This window comes from Duganella sp. Dugasp78, assembly GCF_059491455.1.
The window spans coordinates 3408587-3424375 of sequence record NZ_CP168506.1 but is presented as its reverse complement, the minus strand read 5'-3'; the positions used below and the strand labels follow the sequence as shown (position 1 = coordinate 3424375).

Genomic DNA, 15789 nt, shown 5'->3' with positions numbered 1-15789 from the left:
CATGTGGTTGATTATGCAATACGCTATTTAACTCTAATTTCTTGTGCGGTTGCAATTTTTCTTGAGGGAAATCGAAAAAAAAGGAGCAGTCACCTGCTCCTTTTTTTAGTTTCAAACTAACGCTTATTCGCCGAGGTAGGCGGCTTTGACGCGCGGGTCGTCCAGCATGTCCTTGGCGTTGCCGGTCATGGTGATCTGGCCAGAGTCCATGACGTAGCCGCGGTGCGCGGCCTGCAGCGCCAGCTTGGCGTTCTGCTCCACCAGCAGGATCGTGATGCCCTCTTTCGAGACGTTGCGGATCACCTCGAAAATCTTCTCGACCATGATTGGCGACAGGCCCATCGACGGCTCGTCCAGCAGCAGCAGCTCAGGATGCGACATCAGCGCGCGCGCCATCGCCAGCATCTGCTGCTCGCCGCCCGACAGCGTGCCCGCCATCTGCGCCGCGCGCTCCTTCAGGCGCGGGAACACGTCGAACCACTTGGCGATGTCGGCCTCGATGCCGGCCTTGTCGTCGCGGGTGTAGGCGCCCATCATCAGGTTTTCCTGGATCGACATGCGGGTGAACACGCCGCGTCCTTCCGGCACCATCGCCAGGCGCTTCTCAACCAGGTGGAAGGACTTGCTGCCCTTCAGCGACTCCCCCTTGTACGATACCGTGCCCTCGACCTTGCAAGGCGGCAGCGTGCCAGTGATGGCTTTCAAGGTGGTGGTCTTGCCGGCGCCGTTGGCGCCGATCAAGGCCACCAGCTCGCCCTTGTTCACTTCCAGATCGATGCCTTTGACGGCCTTGATGCCGCCGTACGCGACTTTCAGTCCCGATACTTTAAGAACGTTGTCGCCCATTAGTGCGATCCTCCCAGATAGGCGTCGATCACCGCCTGATTGCTTTGTATTTCCGCCGGCAGCCCCTCGGCGATCGGCTTGCCGTATTCCAGCACCATCAGCCGGTCGCACAAGCCCATCATCATCTTGACGTCGTGCTCGATCAGCAGCACGGTCTTGCCTTCGTTCTTGATCTTGACCAGCAGCTCGCGCAACGCCAGCTTCTCGGTGGCGTTCATGCCGGCCGCCGGTTCATCCAGCGCCAGCAGTTGCGGATCGGTGGCCAGGGCGCGGGCGATCTCCAGGCGGCGCTGGTCGCCATACGACAGGAACTTCGAGGTGCGGCTGGCGAACTGGCCGATGCCGACGAAGTCCAGCAGCTCCTGCGCACGCTTGCGGATCGATGCTTCCTCCTCGCGCGCCGCCTTGTGCCGGAACACGGCGCCGAACACGCCCTGGTGCGAGCGCACGTGGCGGCCGACCATGACGTTTTCCAGCGCGGTCATCTCGCCGAACAGGCGGATGTTCTGGAAGGTACGGGCGATGCCGGCCTTGGCCACCTCATGCGGCGCGGACGGCGAGTACGGCTTGCCGGCCAGCTCGAAGGTGCCGGTGTCCGGCTGGTACAGGCCGGTGATGACGTTGAAGAAGGTGGTCTTGCCGGCGCCGTTGGGGCCGATCAGGCCATAGATCTGGCCCTTCATGATCTTGATGCCGACATCGGTCAGCGCCTGCAAGCCGCCGAAGCGCTTGTTGACGCCGGCGATGTTCAGAATAACTTGTTCGCTCATTTCTGCTTTCCTCAGGCCGCCACGGTGCCGGACGATTGATCTTTGGTGTCGGAGTCGCCGTCGGGACGGTCTTCATGCTTGGGCGCCGGCCACAGACCCGCCGGACGGTTCAGCATGATCAGCACCATCGCCAGGCCGTACAGCAGCTGGCGCAGCACTTCCGCCTCGATCACCACGTGGCCGAACAGTTTTTCCTGCAGCGGCTCGACCACATGGCGCAGCACTTCCGGCAGCGCCGCCAGCAGCGCGCCGCCCATGATCACGCCGGGGATGTGGCCGATACCGCCCAGCACCACCATCGCCAGCACGGCGATCGACTCGGTCAGCGAGAACGATTCCGGCGACACAAAGCCCTGGAACGAGGCGAACATGGCGCCAGCGATGCCGCCGAACGAAGCGCCCATCGAGAACGCCAGCAGCTTGACGTTGCGGGTGTTGATGCCCATGGCCTTGGCGGCGATCTCGTCCTCGCGGATCGCGACCCAGGCGCGGCCCAGGCGCGAGTGCTGCAGGCGCGAGGTGACGAACACCACGGCAATGCACAGGAACAGGAACAGGAAATAATAGGCGTTCACCGACGGCATGGAGAAGCCGCCGACGACCACGTTGGCGCGCGAACCCGCCTCCCCCGCCAGGTTGACGCCGAACACGCGGATCGGGTCGATCAGGTTGATGCCCTGCGGACCGTTGGTGAAGTTGATCGGCTCGTTGAGGTTGTTCATGAAGATGCGGATGATCTCGCCGAAGCCCAGGGTCACGATGGCCAGGTAGTCGCCGCGCAGCTTCAAGGTCGGCGCGCCCAGCAGCGCGCCGAACAGGCCGGCCAGCGCGGCCGCCAGCGGCACGATCAGCCACACCGACAGGTGGATGCCGTTTTGCTGGATGTCCGGTCCCAGGATCGCCACCAGCGAATTGCCGACGACCGGGTATTCGTTGATCAGCGATTCCAGCAGGGTCGCGAACTGCGGCGAGGCCAGCAGGCCGGTCATGTAGGCGCCCACCGCGTAGAAGGCGATGTAGCCCAGGTCCAGCAGGCCGGCGAAGCCGACCACGATGTTCAGGCCCAGCGCCAGCATGATGTACAGCAGCGCCATGTCGATGATGCGCACCCACGAGTTGCCGAACTGCGAGGCGACGAACGGGAAGATCAGCAGGCCGATCAGGACCACAGCCATGCTGCTGTAGGCCTTGCGCGGGTTACGGGTGGTATCGAAATTCAGAATAGCCATGGTCAGTTCCTCCGCTTAGGCACGGTCCGCAACGCGCTCGCCCATGATGCCGGACGGACGCACCGTCAGCACAATGATCAGCACGACGAAGGCAAAGATGTCCTGGTAGTGGCTGCCGAGGAAGCCGCCGGTCAGGTCGCCGATGTAGCCGGCGCCCAGGCTCTCGATAATGCCGAGCACGATACCGCCTATCATCGCGCCGTAGATGTTGCCGATGCCGCCCAGCACCGCGGCCGAGAAGGCTTTCAGGCCGGGCACGAAGCCCATCGCGAACTGGATCGACGCATAGTTGGCGCCCCACATCACGCCGGCCACGGCGGCCAGCGCCGCGCCCAGCGCGAAGGTGGCGACGATGACCTTGTTCGAGTCGACGCCCATCAGGCCGGCGACCCGCGGGTTTTCCGCCGTGGCGCGCATGGCGCGGCCCATCTTGGTTTTTTCCACCAGCAGCACCAGGCCCGTCATCGACAGCGCGGCCAGCACCAGCAGCAGGATCTGGGTCTGCGAGATCAGCGCGCCGCCGACCGTGATCGGCTCCGACGACAGCAGTTGCGGGAAGGCCAGCGGGTTGCGGGTCCAGATCATCATGGCGATGGTTTGCAACAGGATCGACACGCCGATGGCGGTGATCAGCGGTGCCAGCCGTGGCGCATTGCGCAGGCGGCGGTAGGCGACCCGCTCGATCAGGATGTTAACCGCCATGCACACCGGGATGGCGCCGCCGATGGCGATCGCCAGCTTGACGTAGCCAGGCAGGTCCGGTGCGTATTCGTTCAGGTATTTGAGGATGGTCAGGCCGGTCATCGCACCGATCATCAACACATCGCCGTGCGCGAAGTTAATCAGGTTCAGCACGCCGTAGACCATGGTGTAGCCCAGCGCCACCAGTGCGTACATGCTGCCTAGCACCAGTCCGTTAATAAGTTGTTGGATAAATGTATCCATGAAGAGTGCCTTTACTTTTGGTGTTATGTCTGCACAGCGGTTCATCTAACAAAAACGGCACCCGGAGTTGTCTCCGTAGTGCCGCCGTTGACTACACGTTCATGATGCAAATTTCATGCCTGAACCAGTAGCGTCTCCCTGCGAGCCGCGCCCTCTTTTTATAAGCCTAAACGACAACTTTTTGAGAGCGAGGCAATGATAGCGAGATTCTGGAAAAACTAACTCCGGAATAACGGAAAGATGCAAAATTTAATTCCGTTTCATCCCGAAAGTTGTCAAACCCCGCCCTCCGCTGGTGCAGTTTTCTGTCCATCCAGGCCCCTGGGCAGCGGGAAAGTGACCGCTTCCTGCACGCCGTCCAGCGTGCGCACGCTGCGCGCGCCCAATTCCTTCAGGCGGTCGATGACGGCGTGCACCAGCACCTCCGGCGCCGACGCACCAGCGGTGACGCCCACGCGCAACTTGCCTTCCAGCCAGAGCGGGTCGATCTGCGTGGCGTTGTCGACCATGTAGGCCGGCGTGCCCTTCTTTTCCGCCACTTCGCGCAGGCGGTTGGAATTGGAGCTGTTCGGGCTGCCGACCACGATCACCACTTCCACCTGCGGCGCCATGAATTTCACGGCTTCCTGGCGGTTGGTGGTGGCGTAGCAGATGTCGCCTTTTTTCGGCTCGATGATCGCCGGATATTTGCGCTTGAGCGCTTCGATGATGTCAGCGGTGTCGTCCACCGACAACGTGGTCTGGGAAACATAGGCCAGCTGGTCAGGCTTGGTGACGTTCAGCTTGTCGACGTCCGCCACGGTCTCGACCAGGTACATGCCCTCTTCGGTCTGTCCCATCGTGCCTTCGACTTCCGGATGGCCATCGTGGCCGATCATGATGATCTCGCAGCCCTGCTTGCGCATCTTGGCCACTTCCACGTGCACCTTGGTGACCAGCGGGCACGTGGCGTCGAAGATGCTCAGGCCGCGCGATTCCGCCTCTGCCCGCACCGCCTTGGACACGCCGTGCGCCGAGAACACCAGCGTGTTGCCGGCCGGGACGTCGTCCAGGTCCTCGATGAAGATGGCGCCCTTGTTGCGCAGGTCTTCCACCACGTAGGCGTTGTGGACGATCTCGTGGCGTACGTAGATGGGCGCGCCGAACTGGGTCAGCGCGCGTTCGACGATTTCAATGGCGCGGTCGACACCGGCGCAAAAGCCGCGTGGCTGGGCCAACAGGATTTCGGTATCGCTCATGAGTTCCTCACAGCACGGAGATAAGTTGGACTTCGAATTTCAGCGGCTGGCCGGCCAGCGGGTGGTTGAAGTCGAACAGGCAGGTTGCCTCGCCCAGCTCGCGCAGGATGCCGGCGAAGCGGCCGCCGCCCGGCGCGGCGAAGTCGACCAGGTCGCCCACCTTGTAGTCGGCGCCCGGCACCGAGTTGTCGTCCAGCGTGGCGCGGGTGACTTCGCGCACCAGTTCCGGGTTGCGCGGGCCGAAGCCGACGCCCGGCTCCAGTTCGAAGGTCTTGTGCGTGCCTTCGGGCAAGCCGATCAACAGCTCTTCCAGCACCGGCGCCAGCTGGCCCTGGCCCAGCATCAGCGTGGCCGGGTTGCCATTGAAGGTGGTGACGATATCGGTGCCGTCCAGCGAGGCCAGGCGGTAATGCAGGGTGAGGTAGGCCGACTGGGTGACGACGGCGGGTTGCGCGTTAGACATGACGTGAGATTCGTTGAGCTGGCAAAGGCTCTATTGTAAGCCACCTTGCCGCCAGCGCCCTCCAAGCGCGCAAAGGATTGACTGAAAACGTTTTCATAGGCATATTTGTAACGTTTTATGGCCATCGGGAGGAAGATCATGGAAATACAGACCCACCAGCGGGTTGCCGCCATTGATATGTTGCGCGGACTGGCTGTCATCGGCATGATATTGGTCGCCTACGCCGGCGACTGGGACCACCGCTTCCGCGTGCTGACCCACGCCGACTGGCAGGGCTTCGCGCTGGCCGATATGATTTTCCCCAGTTTCCTGTTTTGCGTGGGCGCGGCCATGCCCTACTCGCTGCTCAAGCGCGCCGGCGACCAGTCCGCCGCCGAAGTGCTGGCCTACCTGGCGCGGCGCTCGGCCGCGCTGTTCCTGCTGGGGCTGGTGCTGAACCTGCTGCCCTCCTTCGACTTCGCGCACGTGCGCCTGATGGGCATCCTGCAACGCATCGGCATCTGCTACCTCGCCGTCGGCGCGCTGGTGCTGGCGCTGGGCCGGCGCACGGCGGACGGCTTCTTGCTGCCGCCGCGCTCCGTGATGCTGGCCGCAGCGGCTGTGGCGACGGCCTATGGCGCCCTGCTGCTGGCCTGGGACGCGCCCGGCTGCGGTCGCGCCTGCTTTAATTCCGTCCACTCGCTGCCCGCCGTGATCGACCGCGCCGTGCTCAGCGTTGATCACCTGTGGCCCTATGGCCTGACCAACGGCCAGGTCACGTACGAGCCCGAGGGGCTGCTGTCGACCGTCGGCGCGCTGGTCAACGTGCTGGCCGGCCTGACAACGGGACTGGTGCTGCGCCGTGGCGGCGACGCCTGGCTCCAGCTGGCGCTGGCCGCCGTGCTGCTGCTGGTGGCCGGCTTCGCGCTTGATCCCTTGCTCCCGATAGTCAAGAAGATCTGGACGCCAAGCTTCGCGCTGCTGTCCTCCGGCTTTTCGCTGCTGGCGCTGGTGCTGCTGCGGCGCGCGACGGCCGGCGCCAGCGTCATCCTGGCGTTCGGCGCCAACGCCACGCTGGCCTTTGTCGCCATCAGCCTGCTCGACTGCGCGCTGCAACTGCCGCTCAACGCCGGGCAATCCTGGCATGACAGCCTGGCGCACGGCCTGGGCGGCCTGATCGCCGACGCCAGGATTGCCTCCGTCACCTACTCCGCCGGGCTGGTGGTGGTGCTGGGCACGCTGCTGCTGGCGCTGTACCGGAAGAAGCTTTTCCTGCGCCTTTAAGCTGGGTTAGTACCGTCCGCGCCGGCGCGCCGAGCGCCCCCATGCCCATCACGGACTTCCGCCAGCTGCCACGGCGATTTTCACCATGGCTCACATTGCTTGCAATTTCTGCGGTTTGCAAGAAATTCGCTTGCCAGCGATATCGTTGCGCACGATGACCAGCCTATACTTCCGACGCGGAATAGCGCGACTGCCCCCCCCCCCGGTTGCAGGTTCCGCTTGCGATGGCGGCCGACGTCAAGCGCTTCCTGCAAGAGCTGTGATGGTGATCGCTTTGAAGGAGTAAACGCCTGGCTCTTTCGCTTAAATCGCCTTCCGCTTTTCCACCCTCATTTTCCGATCCTCATGAAAAAAACAACCCGATCCGCTGTCGTTCTCTTGTCCGCGTTGGCTACGCTGCCCGCAACGTCATTCGCGCTCAACCCGGTGATTCAGACGATGTACACCGCCGATCCGGCCCCCGTGGCCCATAAGGGCACGCTCTACCTGTTTTCCAGCCACGACCAGGATGTCGGGGAAAAAAACAACTTCAACATGAAGGACTGGGTGCTCGCCACGACGACGGACATGGTGAACTGGACCCAGCATGGCGCGGTCGCCTCGCTCCGGGATTTCCCCTGGGCCTCCAAGGAGAGTTCCGGCTGGGACGGTTTTGACAATGGTGCCTGGGCTCCCCAGGCCATCGAGCGGGATGGCAAATGGTATCTCTATGCCCCGGTACAAGGCCGCGGCATCGGCGTGCTGGTGGCCGACAATCCCCTCGGCCCCTACACCGATCCCATCAAAAAACCGCTGATCGCCGGCCACTACGACAGCATCGATCCGACCGTCTACATCGACGACAAGGGCCAAGCCTATCTCGCCTGGGGCAATCCCAATCTGTGGTCGGTCAAGCTGAACAAGGACATGATTTCCTACGACACCAGCGTCGGAGAGAATGGTCTCATTCGCCATCCGATGACCGTCAAGGCCTTGGGCAAGCGCATCCCTCCGGACGAAAAACGCGGTACGTCCTACGAAGAGGGGCCTTGGCTGTATCAGCGCAATCATCGCCACTACTTGTTTTTTGCCGGCGGTCCGCTCCCCGAGCCTCTCGGCTATTCCACCGGCCCCACTGCCGAAGGCCCGTGGACCTACGGCGGCGTTGTTATGGCGCCGCAAAGTGCCTTTACCAACCACCCGGGCGTGGTCGATTTCAAGGACAAGACCTACCTCTTCTACCACAACGCCGCGCTTCCGGGCGGCGACGGCTTCAAGCGTTCCGTGTGCGTCGATGAGTTGAAGTTCAACCCGGATGGCTCGGTCCAGCCGGTGCAGCCGACCAAGGAAGGGCCGGCACCGGTCGCCACCCTCGATCCTTATACGCGCGTCGAAGCCGAGACCATCGCCTGGTCTTCCGGTGTCAAGATCGAGCCCAGCAGCGCTGGCGGCCAGAATGTGCGCGACATCCACGACGGGGCCTACATCGAGGTGCGCAATGTCGATTTCGGCGTGGGCGGCGCGCGCGCCTTCCTGGCCAGCCTTTCCAGCACAGCCAAGCTGAAACAAGCCACCGGGGCGACGATCGAGATTCGTTTGGGCAAGGTCGACGGCCAGTTGATCGGCACGCTGCCGGTCTCGGGAACCGGCGGCCAATGGAAGCCGCAGTCCACCCGGATCTCCGGAGCCTCCGGCATCCAGGATCTCTTCTTCGTGTTCCGCGGTGCGGCCGGCGAAGAACTGTTCAAATTCGATTACTGGCAATTTTCCCAGCACGACCTGGCTGCGGACCGCAAGGAGCTTTTCCTGCACCTTTGAGTAGGGTTAGTACCGCCCGCGCCGACGCGCCGATAATCGACGGCAGAACGATTACCGGAGACCGTCATGCCCATCATGAACTGGCCGTTGGAGCGGCGCCCTCGCGAGCGCCTGATACGCGAAGGCGCCACCGCGCTGACGGACGCGGAATTGCTGGCCATCTTCCTGCGCATCGGCGTGCCCGGCAAGGATGCCGTGCAGCTTGGACAGGAAATGGTGCATCATTTCGGCTCGCTGCAAGGCCTGTTCAGCGCCAATCTGCGGCAATTCTCCGCCATCAACGGCCTGGGCCCGGCCAAGTTCGCCCAGCTGCAGGCCGTGATGGAATTGGCGCGGCGCGCCATGCTGGAAGAAATCAAGGCGGGACAGGCGCTGGGCTCGCCCAAGGCCGTCAAGGAATACCTGCGCATGCTGTTCCGCGGCCAGCCCTGCGAATCCTTCCATGTCCTGTTTTTGGACGTAAAAAACCGCCTGATCGACGCCAGGGAAATGTTTCGCGGCACCCTGACACACACCAGCGTCTACCCGCGCGAAGTGGTGAAAGCGGCGCTGACCTGCAACGCCGCCAGCATCATGCTGGCGCACAACCACCCGTCCGGCACGCCCGATCCCAGCGAATCGGACCTGCTGCTGACGCGGGCCCTGGTGCAGGCCATGGCGCTGGTGGACATCCGCATCCTCGACCATTTTGTGGTGGCCGGCCACCAGGTGCACTCGTTTGCCGAGCACGGCCAGCTATGAGTTTACCCCTATGGGCTCAAGGGTTTACGAGCGAATTCACAATTGTTAAATATTTTTAGATATTCGAGACACAATTGTTTTTCACAAGTCATTGAAAAAGCTGAGTTTTTTGGATATACTCTTGTTTTTCCAATTGTGGAATGTCTTTTAAGGAGTGCGTTATGGCACGTGTTTGCCAAGTTACTGGGAAGAAGCCGATGGTCGGCAACAATGTTTCCCACGCAAACAACAAAACCAAACGTCGTTTCCTGCCTAACCTGCAGAACCGTCGTATTTTTGTTGAATCTGAAAACCGCTGGGTCTCCCTGCGTCTGTCCAACGCTGGTCTGCGCGTAATCGACAAAGTCGGCATCGATGCCGTACTGGCCGACATGCGCGCCCGTGGCGAAAAAGTCTAATTAGGGAGCTACCATGGCAAAAACTGGCCGCGACAAAATCAAACTGGAATCGACCGCAGGTACGGGTTTCTTCTACACCACCACCAAGAACAAGCGCACCACGCCTGCTAAAATGGAGATCATGAAGTTCGATCCTAAAGCACGCAAGCACGTGATGTTCAAAGAAACCAAGATCAAGTAATCCGATCTTCGCTTCTCGCAAAAAAGCCGCTCAGCATCAGCTCAGCGGCTTTTTTCTTTTACAGGCAGCCCTCGATGTACTGCACTTCCTTCCAGGCGCCGGCATAGATCGCGCCGACCTTGCCCTTGCTGGTGTCGAAGCGGATCGCGTACTGCCCGCCGCCGGCCTTGACGGTCAGGGTCTGCTCGCTGTCGTCGTAGGCCTGGGGCGCCGATGCCACCGCCTCGCCGTAGACTTGCCGTATCTTCTCCACCGGGTCGCCCAGGCCGATGCCGCGCTCGGATAAGATGCCCTCCTCCATCACGTCCACCCGCTTCAACACGTCGCCGACAAACATCAGCAGCAAACCGGGCTGGCGCGCCGGCTCCAGCTGGAAGCAGTTCGGCGAACCACGCAGCTCTTTGGGCGTACGCTGCATGTGATCGCCCAGCACTTTGTTGACGGCATCGAAACGCATGCCGATCTTCAGCGGGCCGGCGCCGTCGAAGCGCACCGTCCAATCGGCGGCGTGCGCGCCGCACAGCGGCCAGGCCAGCGCCAGGGCCGCCAGGTAAGTTCGCAATGTCATGTCGCTCCTTGAAATGAAAAACGGCCCCGATAATCGGGGCCGTTCAATTGTATCAATACTTTCTTATGCGTAGCTGCGCAGGCGGAGCGAGAAGTCCTGCAGCGACTTGATGCCCGACGCTTCCGCGCGGTTGCACCAGTCTTGCAGCTTGTGCAGCAACTGGTCGCGGGTGAAGTGCGAACGCTCCCAGATCACGCCCAGTTCCACGCGCATGGTGTGCATGGTTTCCAGCGCCTTGCTGTGCTGGAACAGTTCCACCAGCTGCTGTTGCTGCGGCGCTTCCAGCTTGCCCGGCTCGCGCTGCAACAGCTTGCGCGACGACTTCAGGAAGCGGGCTTCCAGCTGGGCCTTGTCCTTCAGGTGTTCCAGCTCTTCTTTCCAGGCGTGCTTGACCGATTTGGCGTACTTGGCCATCACGTCGTAGCGGTTGGCGATGACCGATTGCAGCGTGTCGAAGTCGGCTTCGATCTTGCCTTTGGCGAACTTCGGCTCCGGTGCGCGTTTCTTGACCTTGGCCAGGCCCATCATTTCCAGCGCGCGGATGTAGCCCCAGCCGATGTCGAACTCATACCACTTCGACGACAGCTTGGCCGAGGTGGCGAAGGTGTGGTGGTTGTTGTGCAATTCCTCGCCGCCAATCAGGATGCCGAACGGGATGATGTTGGTTGCCGCGTCGGAGCAATCGTAGTTGCGGTAGCCCCAGTAGTGGCCAATGCCGTTGATGATGCCGGCCGCCGTGACGGGGATCCACATCATCTGCACGGCCCATACGGTGATGCCGATCACGCCAAACAGCATGACGTTGATCACCAGCAGCGACGCCACGCCCTGCCAGCTGAAGCGGGTGTACAGGTTGCGCTCAATCCAGTCGTCCGGCGTGCCATGGCCATACTTTTCCATGGTTTCCAGGTTCTTCGATTCGGCGCGATACAGCTCGGCGCCTTCCCAGAACACCTTCTTGATGCCGCGCGTGACCGGGCTGTGCGGATCTTCCTCGGTGTCGCACTTGGCGTGGTGCTTGCGGTGGATCGACGCCCACTCCTTGGTCACCTGGCCGGTGGTCAGCCACAGCCAGAAACGGAAGAAATGGCTAGGGATGGCGTGCAGCTCCAGCGCGCGGTGCGCCTGGTGACGGTGCAGATAGATGGTGACGCTGGCGATGGTGATGTGCGTAACCACCAGCGTATAAAAGAACACTTGCCAGGCGGTGAGTCGGGTGACGCCGTTAGACAAAAAATCCAGTACAGCATTTAAACTAAAAATCATTACTACTCCATAGTGGGCGTGTCTCGCAGTGCGGTCGTTCCGCCAAGATTGCGTTTTTAACAGGCGCAGGAAGTCCGCTAGTCTTACTTTTGGACGTTATTGTACGCTGAATTAAACGTGATTAGCGGAAGGATTTCCTGCAGTCACTGACGAATTCTGTGGCACGGTCGTGCTTTCCTGGGCGGCCAATTGTTCCGGCACGGGGCCGAGGATGCGCATTTCCCGCTGCGGGAACGGCACGGAAATGTTGGCGGCCTTCAGCGCGCGCCAGATCGCGCGGTTGACATCCGAGGTCACGCCGCCGCGGCCGTTTTGCGGATCGTTGATCCAGAAATTCACCTGCAAATCCAGGCCGTCCGCGCCAAAGCTCAGCAACTGCGCCGACGGCAGCTTGTCTTCCTTCTGCACCCGCTCCACCGTCAAGGCGGCCTCTTCCAGCAGCTTGAGCACCATGTCGACATCGGTGTCGTACGCCACCGACACCTTGGTCGAGATGTTCAGCATGCTGCTCGACAGCGAGGAATTCTGCACCGCGCCCGACACCAGCATCTCGTTCGGCACGATGGACTCGACGCCGTCCAGGCCCTGCAGCACGGTGTAACGGGTGTTGATCTGCGTCACACGGCCGCTGTATTTATCGACCGTGATCATGTCGCCGATGGTCAGACTGCGGTCCAGCAGGATCACGAAGCCGGACACGTAGTTGCTGGCGATCTTCTGCAAGCCCAAGCCCAGGCCGACGCCCAGCGCGCCGCCGAACACCGACAGCACAGTCAGGTCGATCCCCACCAGCGACAGGCTCATCAGCACCGCCACCAGGATCAGCAAGGCCCGCGCCGTGCGCGCCACCACCACGCGCAGATTGGTGTGCATGCCCTGCACCTTCATCAGCTGCTCTTCCAGCGCGGCGCCGGCCCACATCGCCAGCATCAGCAGCAGGATCACCGACACGGTCGCCTGCAGAATGTCAGCCAGCGACACCTTGTATTTACCCAGCGGCAGGATGGTGTCGTCCATGAAGTCGAACACCTCCTGGTACAGGCCGGTGATGTACAGCACGAAGGCCAGCCACACCAGCAGCTGGAACACCTTCTCGAACGCCAGCATGGTGGCGCTGATCTGGCCGTGCCGCGCAAACACACGGCGCAGCAGGTAGACCGCGAAGCGGATCACCACCAGCGAACCGAAGATGGGCAGCGCCACCTTGATCAGGTTGACGTGGAATTGATACTTGGACAGCGCCACGCGCGACAGCGCCAGCAGGCAGACCACGGCCAGCGGTGCCATCACGCGGCCGAAACTTTCCACCCCGAAGCCAAGTACGCCGCTATGCACTTCCTGGCGGCCGAAGCGCTTCTTCAGCAGCCGCGCCAGGCCCCAGCCCAGGACCACGGAGCCGACGATGGCGGCAAGCTGCCACAGCCGGCTGGGATCTTGCAGGTCGCCGGTCAGGTCGTCGATCAGATTAAGCAGGGGCGGTTGTTGTGACATGGGTGGAGGGCGTAATGGCTGAGGTGTGTAGATTAACGTAAAAAAGGCCGGAAACCCGGCCTTTTGCGATGAGTCGTGCGGCCGATCACTCGTCGGCGGCTTCCTCTTCATCCTTGACGATGACTTTCTTGGCCATCGGCTTGCGCTCGAACACGGCGGCGAAGAAGCCGTCGGTCTGATGCTTGTGCGGCAGCAGCTTCAGATAGTCGCCCATCTCCAGCTCGATGCGCTGTTCGGCCAGCACCTTGTTCATCGGCACCAGCTCGAAGTCCGGATGCGTCTCCAGGAACTGCTTGGCGATGAAGTCGTTCTCGTCGTCCAGGAAGCTGCACGTGGCGTAGACCAGGCGGCCGCCGCCCTTCAACAGGCGCGCGGCGCCGGCCAGGATGGCGGCCTGCTTGACCTGCAGTTCGCCGATCGCGCTTGGCTGCTGGCGCCATTTGACGTCGGGATTGCGGCGCAGGGTGCCCAGGCCCGAGCAAGGCGCGTCGACCAGCACGCGGTCGATCTTGCCGGCCAGACGCTTGATCTTGGCGTCGCGCTCGTGCGCGATCTGCACCGGATGCACGTTGGACAGGCCGCTGCGCGCCAGGCGCGGCTTCAGCTTGGCCAGGCGCTTCTCGGAGACGTCGAAGGCGTACAGGCGGCCGGTGTTGCGCATGGTCGCGCCCAGTGCCAGCGTCTTGCCGCCGGCGCCGGCGCAGAAGTCCACCACCATCTCGCCACGCTTGGCGCCGACGATGGCCGACAGGATCTGGCTGCCTTCGTCCTGCACTTCGATATGGCCTTCCTTGAACAGCGGCAGGTTTTGCAGCGCAGGCTTTTGCGTCACGCGCAGGCCCAGCGGTGCGAACGGGGTCGGCGTGCTGCGGATCGGCGCTTCCAGCAGCTTGGCGGCGACCTCGTCGCGGGTGGCCTTCATGGCGTTGACGCGCAGGTCCAGCGGCGCGGGCGAGTTCATGCCGTCGGCCAGCGCCAGCGTTTCCTCTTCGCCCATCTGCTCGACCAGTTTGTCGAACAGCCACTTCGGCATGTTCGAGCGGCTCGACTTGTGCATCACCTTGCGGTCGATCTGCAGGATGCGCTCGACCCACGACACTTCCTCCTCGGTCAGGCCGCCCAGCGATTCGACGCCGACCGCGTCCGCCATGCCCAGCAAGGTCAGGCGGCGCATGGTGGCGCCGCCGCCCGCCTCGGAGAAATCGGTATAAAACGATTTGTTGCGCAGCACGTTGTAGATGCACTCGGCGATGGCGCCGCGCTCACGGCCGCCCAGGCGATGGTGGTCTTTGAAATAGCGCGACAGGGTGGTGTCGGCCGGCGCGGCAAAGCGCAAAATCTCGCGCAACACTTCTTCGGCGTTGGCGAGTATCGCTGGTGGCAATCTCATGGAATTCCTTGGTTAGTTTTACTTTGTATGGTCCACGTGGACCGCGCCCTGCGCTATCGTCAGCCTGCCTTCTACGAACCAGCGTATCGCCCGCGGGTAAATCACATGCTCCTGCTGCAGCACGCGGGCGGACAGGGTTTCAACCGTATCGTCGGGCAACACGGGCACGGCGGCTTGCGCCACCATCGGCCCGTGATCGAGTTCGGCTGTCACGAAATGCACCGTCGCGCCATGCTCTGCCACGCCGGCGGCCAGCGCCTGCGCATGGGTCGCCAGGCCGGGGAACAGCGGCAGCAGCGATGGATGGATGTTGAGCATGCGGCCGGCGTAATGCGCGACAAACTGCTCCGTCAAAATCCGCATGAAACCTGCCAGCACCACCAGATCGGGGGCGAAGCCGTCGATCACGGTTTGCAGGGCGGCGTCGAACTCGGCGCGGCTGGCGTAGTCTTTATTAGCAACGATGGCCGTCGGGATTCCATGTTCAGCAGCGAATACCAGCCCGGAGGCGTCGGCGCGGTTGCTGATGACGGCGGCAATCCGGGCGGGCCAGCGCTCGGCTTGCGCCGCGCGGACCACCGCTTCCATATTGCTGCCGCGACCGGAAATCAGGATGACGATGTTTTTCATAGGCCGACATTGTACCTTGTTCAGGCAGTCGGGACTACAACTGAACAAGAATTGTTGCAATGCAGCAGGACGCCACGGGGCGCAGAAGCGCCGCTCCAACGCAGGCGCGGGAGGGGATGCCGGCTTACTCGAAGGAGTAAAATACCCGGAACGGGACTTTCTTGTCGGCCCAGTAATCGGCAGCGTCGCGGAAGACATCCAGCAGGGTTTCCCGTGCTTCCTTGTCAAATTTCTGGGTATTGGGCAATTGCTCCAGCACCACCAGGAAACCACTCTGGGTGCCGGCGCCGGCCATGGTTTCGGTCAATGTCGTCCGCAAACCATCGAAATTCTTGCCTATACCCTTGGGGAACAGGAACGATTCCGCAATGATGCCCAGGACTTGCTGCTTGGTCGCGCCGGCGATGCAATGCGCGTACAGGAAGTGATGTCCCAGGCGGGCCGCTTCTTCCTGCAGTTCGACTACGCGGAAGGCGCGGATCGATTGCACGAGGTTGGGCGGCACGGTCATTAGCAAACTCATGTTTCCCTCAATTTGACCTGGTATGTACGGTGTGTCCACTTTACTGTCGA

Annotated in this window: 17 protein-coding genes; 5 read left to right on the top strand and 12 right to left on the bottom strand. The window is 62.1% G+C overall.

All coding sequences use genetic code 11. The features are described from left to right. Positions 1-123: 123 nt before the first annotated feature. From ACEN9O_RS15170 to ACEN9O_RS15145, 6 genes are all read right to left on the bottom strand, one after another. A complete protein-coding gene (locus tag ACEN9O_RS15170) occupies positions 124-846 on the bottom strand; it encodes an ABC transporter ATP-binding protein (protein WP_495618341.1) in 723 nt (240 codons plus the stop codon). Continuing rightward, entirely contained in the window at positions 846-1616 is a 771-nt protein-coding gene (locus ACEN9O_RS15165) for an ABC transporter ATP-binding protein (RefSeq protein ID WP_495618340.1), read from the bottom strand. The genes ACEN9O_RS15170 and ACEN9O_RS15165 overlap by 1 nt, the downstream gene beginning before the upstream one ends. 11 nt (positions 1617-1627) lie before the next feature. Further along, entirely contained in the window at positions 1628-2845 is a 1218-nt protein-coding gene (locus ACEN9O_RS15160; RefSeq protein WP_495618339.1) for an ABC transporter permease subunit, read from the bottom strand. A gap of 15 nt (positions 2846-2860) precedes the next feature. Further along, positions 2861-3790 carry a branched-chain amino acid ABC transporter permease gene (locus ACEN9O_RS15155; protein ID WP_495618338.1) on the bottom strand — a complete coding sequence of 310 codons (930 nt, stop codon included), beginning with the start codon at positions 3788-3790 and terminating at the stop codon, positions 2861-2863. Between the two features lie 275 nt (positions 3791-4065). Next, complete coding sequence (ispH, locus tag ACEN9O_RS15150) at positions 4066-5028, bottom strand: 4-hydroxy-3-methylbut-2-enyl diphosphate reductase (protein ID WP_495618337.1); 963 nt, start codon at positions 5026-5028, stop codon at positions 4066-4068. Between the two features lie 7 nt (positions 5029-5035). Further along, a complete protein-coding gene (locus ACEN9O_RS15145; RefSeq protein ID WP_495618336.1) occupies positions 5036-5491 on the bottom strand; it encodes an FKBP-type peptidyl-prolyl cis-trans isomerase in 456 nt (151 codons plus the stop codon). Positions 5492-5629: 138 nt separating this feature from the next. Between ACEN9O_RS15145 and ACEN9O_RS15140 the strand changes: the two genes are divergently transcribed. The 5 genes from ACEN9O_RS15140 to rpmG all read left to right on the top strand — a co-directional run bounded on the left by ACEN9O_RS15140 (position 5630) and on the right by rpmG (position 9871). Further along, complete coding sequence (locus ACEN9O_RS15140) at positions 5630-6754, top strand: acyltransferase family protein (RefSeq protein WP_495618335.1); 1125 nt, start codon at positions 5630-5632, stop codon at positions 6752-6754. A 345-nt stretch (positions 6755-7099) separates the two neighbouring features. Beyond that, the gene (locus tag ACEN9O_RS15135; protein WP_495618334.1) at positions 7100-8551 is read left to right on the top strand and encodes a family 43 glycosylhydrolase; all 1452 of its coding nucleotides are present in this window, start codon (positions 7100-7102) and stop codon (positions 8549-8551) included. A 66-nt stretch (positions 8552-8617) separates the two neighbouring features. Further along, positions 8618-9292 (top strand): RadC family protein, encoded by a 675-nt coding sequence (gene radC, locus ACEN9O_RS15130; protein WP_495618333.1) that lies wholly within the window; start codon positions 8618-8620, stop codon positions 9290-9292. Between the two features lie 161 nt (positions 9293-9453). Next, positions 9454-9690, top strand: a complete 237-nt coding sequence (gene rpmB / locus ACEN9O_RS15125; protein WP_008451488.1) for a 50S ribosomal protein L28 — start codon at positions 9454-9456, stop codon at positions 9688-9690. 13 nt (positions 9691-9703) lie between these two features. After that, positions 9704-9871: a 50S ribosomal protein L33 gene (gene rpmG / locus ACEN9O_RS15120; RefSeq protein ID WP_008451489.1), complete on the top strand. Its 168-nt coding sequence runs from the start codon at positions 9704-9706 to the stop codon at positions 9869-9871. Between the two features lie 58 nt (positions 9872-9929). Here the strand turns inward: rpmG and ACEN9O_RS15115 are convergent, their stop codons facing one another. From ACEN9O_RS15115 to ACEN9O_RS15090, 6 genes are all read right to left on the bottom strand, one after another. Beyond that, entirely contained in the window at positions 9930-10439 is a 510-nt protein-coding gene (locus ACEN9O_RS15115; protein ID WP_495618332.1) for a hypothetical protein, read from the bottom strand. 63 nt (positions 10440-10502) lie between these two features. Next, positions 10503-11705, bottom strand: a complete 1203-nt coding sequence (locus ACEN9O_RS15110; RefSeq protein ID WP_495618331.1) for a DesA family fatty acid desaturase — start codon at positions 11703-11705, stop codon at positions 10503-10505. Positions 11706-11816: 111 nt separating this feature from the next. Continuing rightward, on the bottom strand, positions 11817-13196 hold the full coding sequence (locus ACEN9O_RS15105; protein ID WP_495618330.1) for a mechanosensitive ion channel family protein: 1380 nt from the start codon (positions 13194-13196) through the stop codon (positions 11817-11819). Positions 13197-13281: 85 nt separating this feature from the next. Beyond that, on the bottom strand, positions 13282-14586 hold the full coding sequence (locus tag ACEN9O_RS15100; RefSeq protein WP_495618329.1) for an RsmB/NOP family class I SAM-dependent RNA methyltransferase: 1305 nt from the start codon (positions 14584-14586) through the stop codon (positions 13282-13284). 18 nt (positions 14587-14604) lie between these two features. Then, complete coding sequence (purN, locus tag ACEN9O_RS15095) at positions 14605-15216, bottom strand: phosphoribosylglycinamide formyltransferase (protein WP_020701515.1); 612 nt, start codon at positions 15214-15216, stop codon at positions 14605-14607. A 124-nt stretch (positions 15217-15340) separates the two neighbouring features. Beyond that, positions 15341-15739, bottom strand: a complete 399-nt coding sequence (locus ACEN9O_RS15090) for a barstar family protein (RefSeq protein ID WP_495618328.1) — start codon at positions 15737-15739, stop codon at positions 15341-15343. Positions 15740-15789 lie beyond the last annotated feature (50 nt).

Bases quoted from the DNA above. Each gene is read 5' to 3' on its own strand.
- ACEN9O_RS15135 (WP_495618334.1), top strand. From the start codon at position 7,100: ATGAAAAAAACAACCCGATCCGCTGTCGTTCTCTTGTCCGCGTTGGCT.
- ACEN9O_RS15090 (WP_495618328.1), bottom strand. From the start codon at position 15,739: ATGAGTTTGCTAATGACCGTGCCGCCCAACCTCGTGCAATCGATCCGC.
- ACEN9O_RS15110 (WP_495618331.1), bottom strand. From the start codon at position 11,705: ATGATTTTTAGTTTAAATGCTGTACTGGATTTTTTGTCTAACGGCGTC.
- rpmB (WP_008451488.1), top strand. From the start codon at position 9,454: ATGGCACGTGTTTGCCAAGTTACTGGGAAGAAGCCGATGGTCGGCAAC.
- ACEN9O_RS15165 (WP_495618340.1), bottom strand. From the start codon at position 1,616: ATGAGCGAACAAGTTATTCTGAACATCGCCGGCGTCAACAAGCGCTTC.
- ACEN9O_RS15155 (WP_495618338.1), bottom strand. From the start codon at position 3,790: ATGGATACATTTATCCAACAACTTATTAACGGACTGGTGCTAGGCAGC.
- ACEN9O_RS15160 (WP_495618339.1), bottom strand. From the start codon at position 2,845: ATGGCTATTCTGAATTTCGATACCACCCGTAACCCGCGCAAGGCCTAC.
- ACEN9O_RS15100 (WP_495618329.1), bottom strand. From the start codon at position 14,586: ATGAGATTGCCACCAGCGATACTCGCCAACGCCGAAGAAGTGTTGCGC.
- ACEN9O_RS15105 (WP_495618330.1), bottom strand. From the start codon at position 13,196: ATGTCACAACAACCGCCCCTGCTTAATCTGATCGACGACCTGACCGGC.
- radC (WP_495618333.1), top strand. From the start codon at position 8,618: ATGCCCATCATGAACTGGCCGTTGGAGCGGCGCCCTCGCGAGCGCCTG.
- ACEN9O_RS15115 (WP_495618332.1), bottom strand. From the start codon at position 10,439: ATGACATTGCGAACTTACCTGGCGGCCCTGGCGCTGGCCTGGCCGCTG.
- rpmG (WP_008451489.1), top strand. From the start codon at position 9,704: ATGGCAAAAACTGGCCGCGACAAAATCAAACTGGAATCGACCGCAGGT.
- purN (WP_020701515.1), bottom strand. From the start codon at position 15,216: ATGAAAAACATCGTCATCCTGATTTCCGGTCGCGGCAGCAATATGGAA.
- ACEN9O_RS15145 (WP_495618336.1), bottom strand. From the start codon at position 5,491: ATGTCTAACGCGCAACCCGCCGTCGTCACCCAGTCGGCCTACCTCACC.
- ACEN9O_RS15140 (WP_495618335.1), top strand. From the start codon at position 5,630: ATGGAAATACAGACCCACCAGCGGGTTGCCGCCATTGATATGTTGCGC.
- ispH (WP_495618337.1), bottom strand. From the start codon at position 5,028: ATGAGCGATACCGAAATCCTGTTGGCCCAGCCACGCGGCTTTTGCGCC.
- ACEN9O_RS15170 (WP_495618341.1), bottom strand. From the start codon at position 846: ATGGGCGACAACGTTCTTAAAGTATCGGGACTGAAAGTCGCGTACGGC.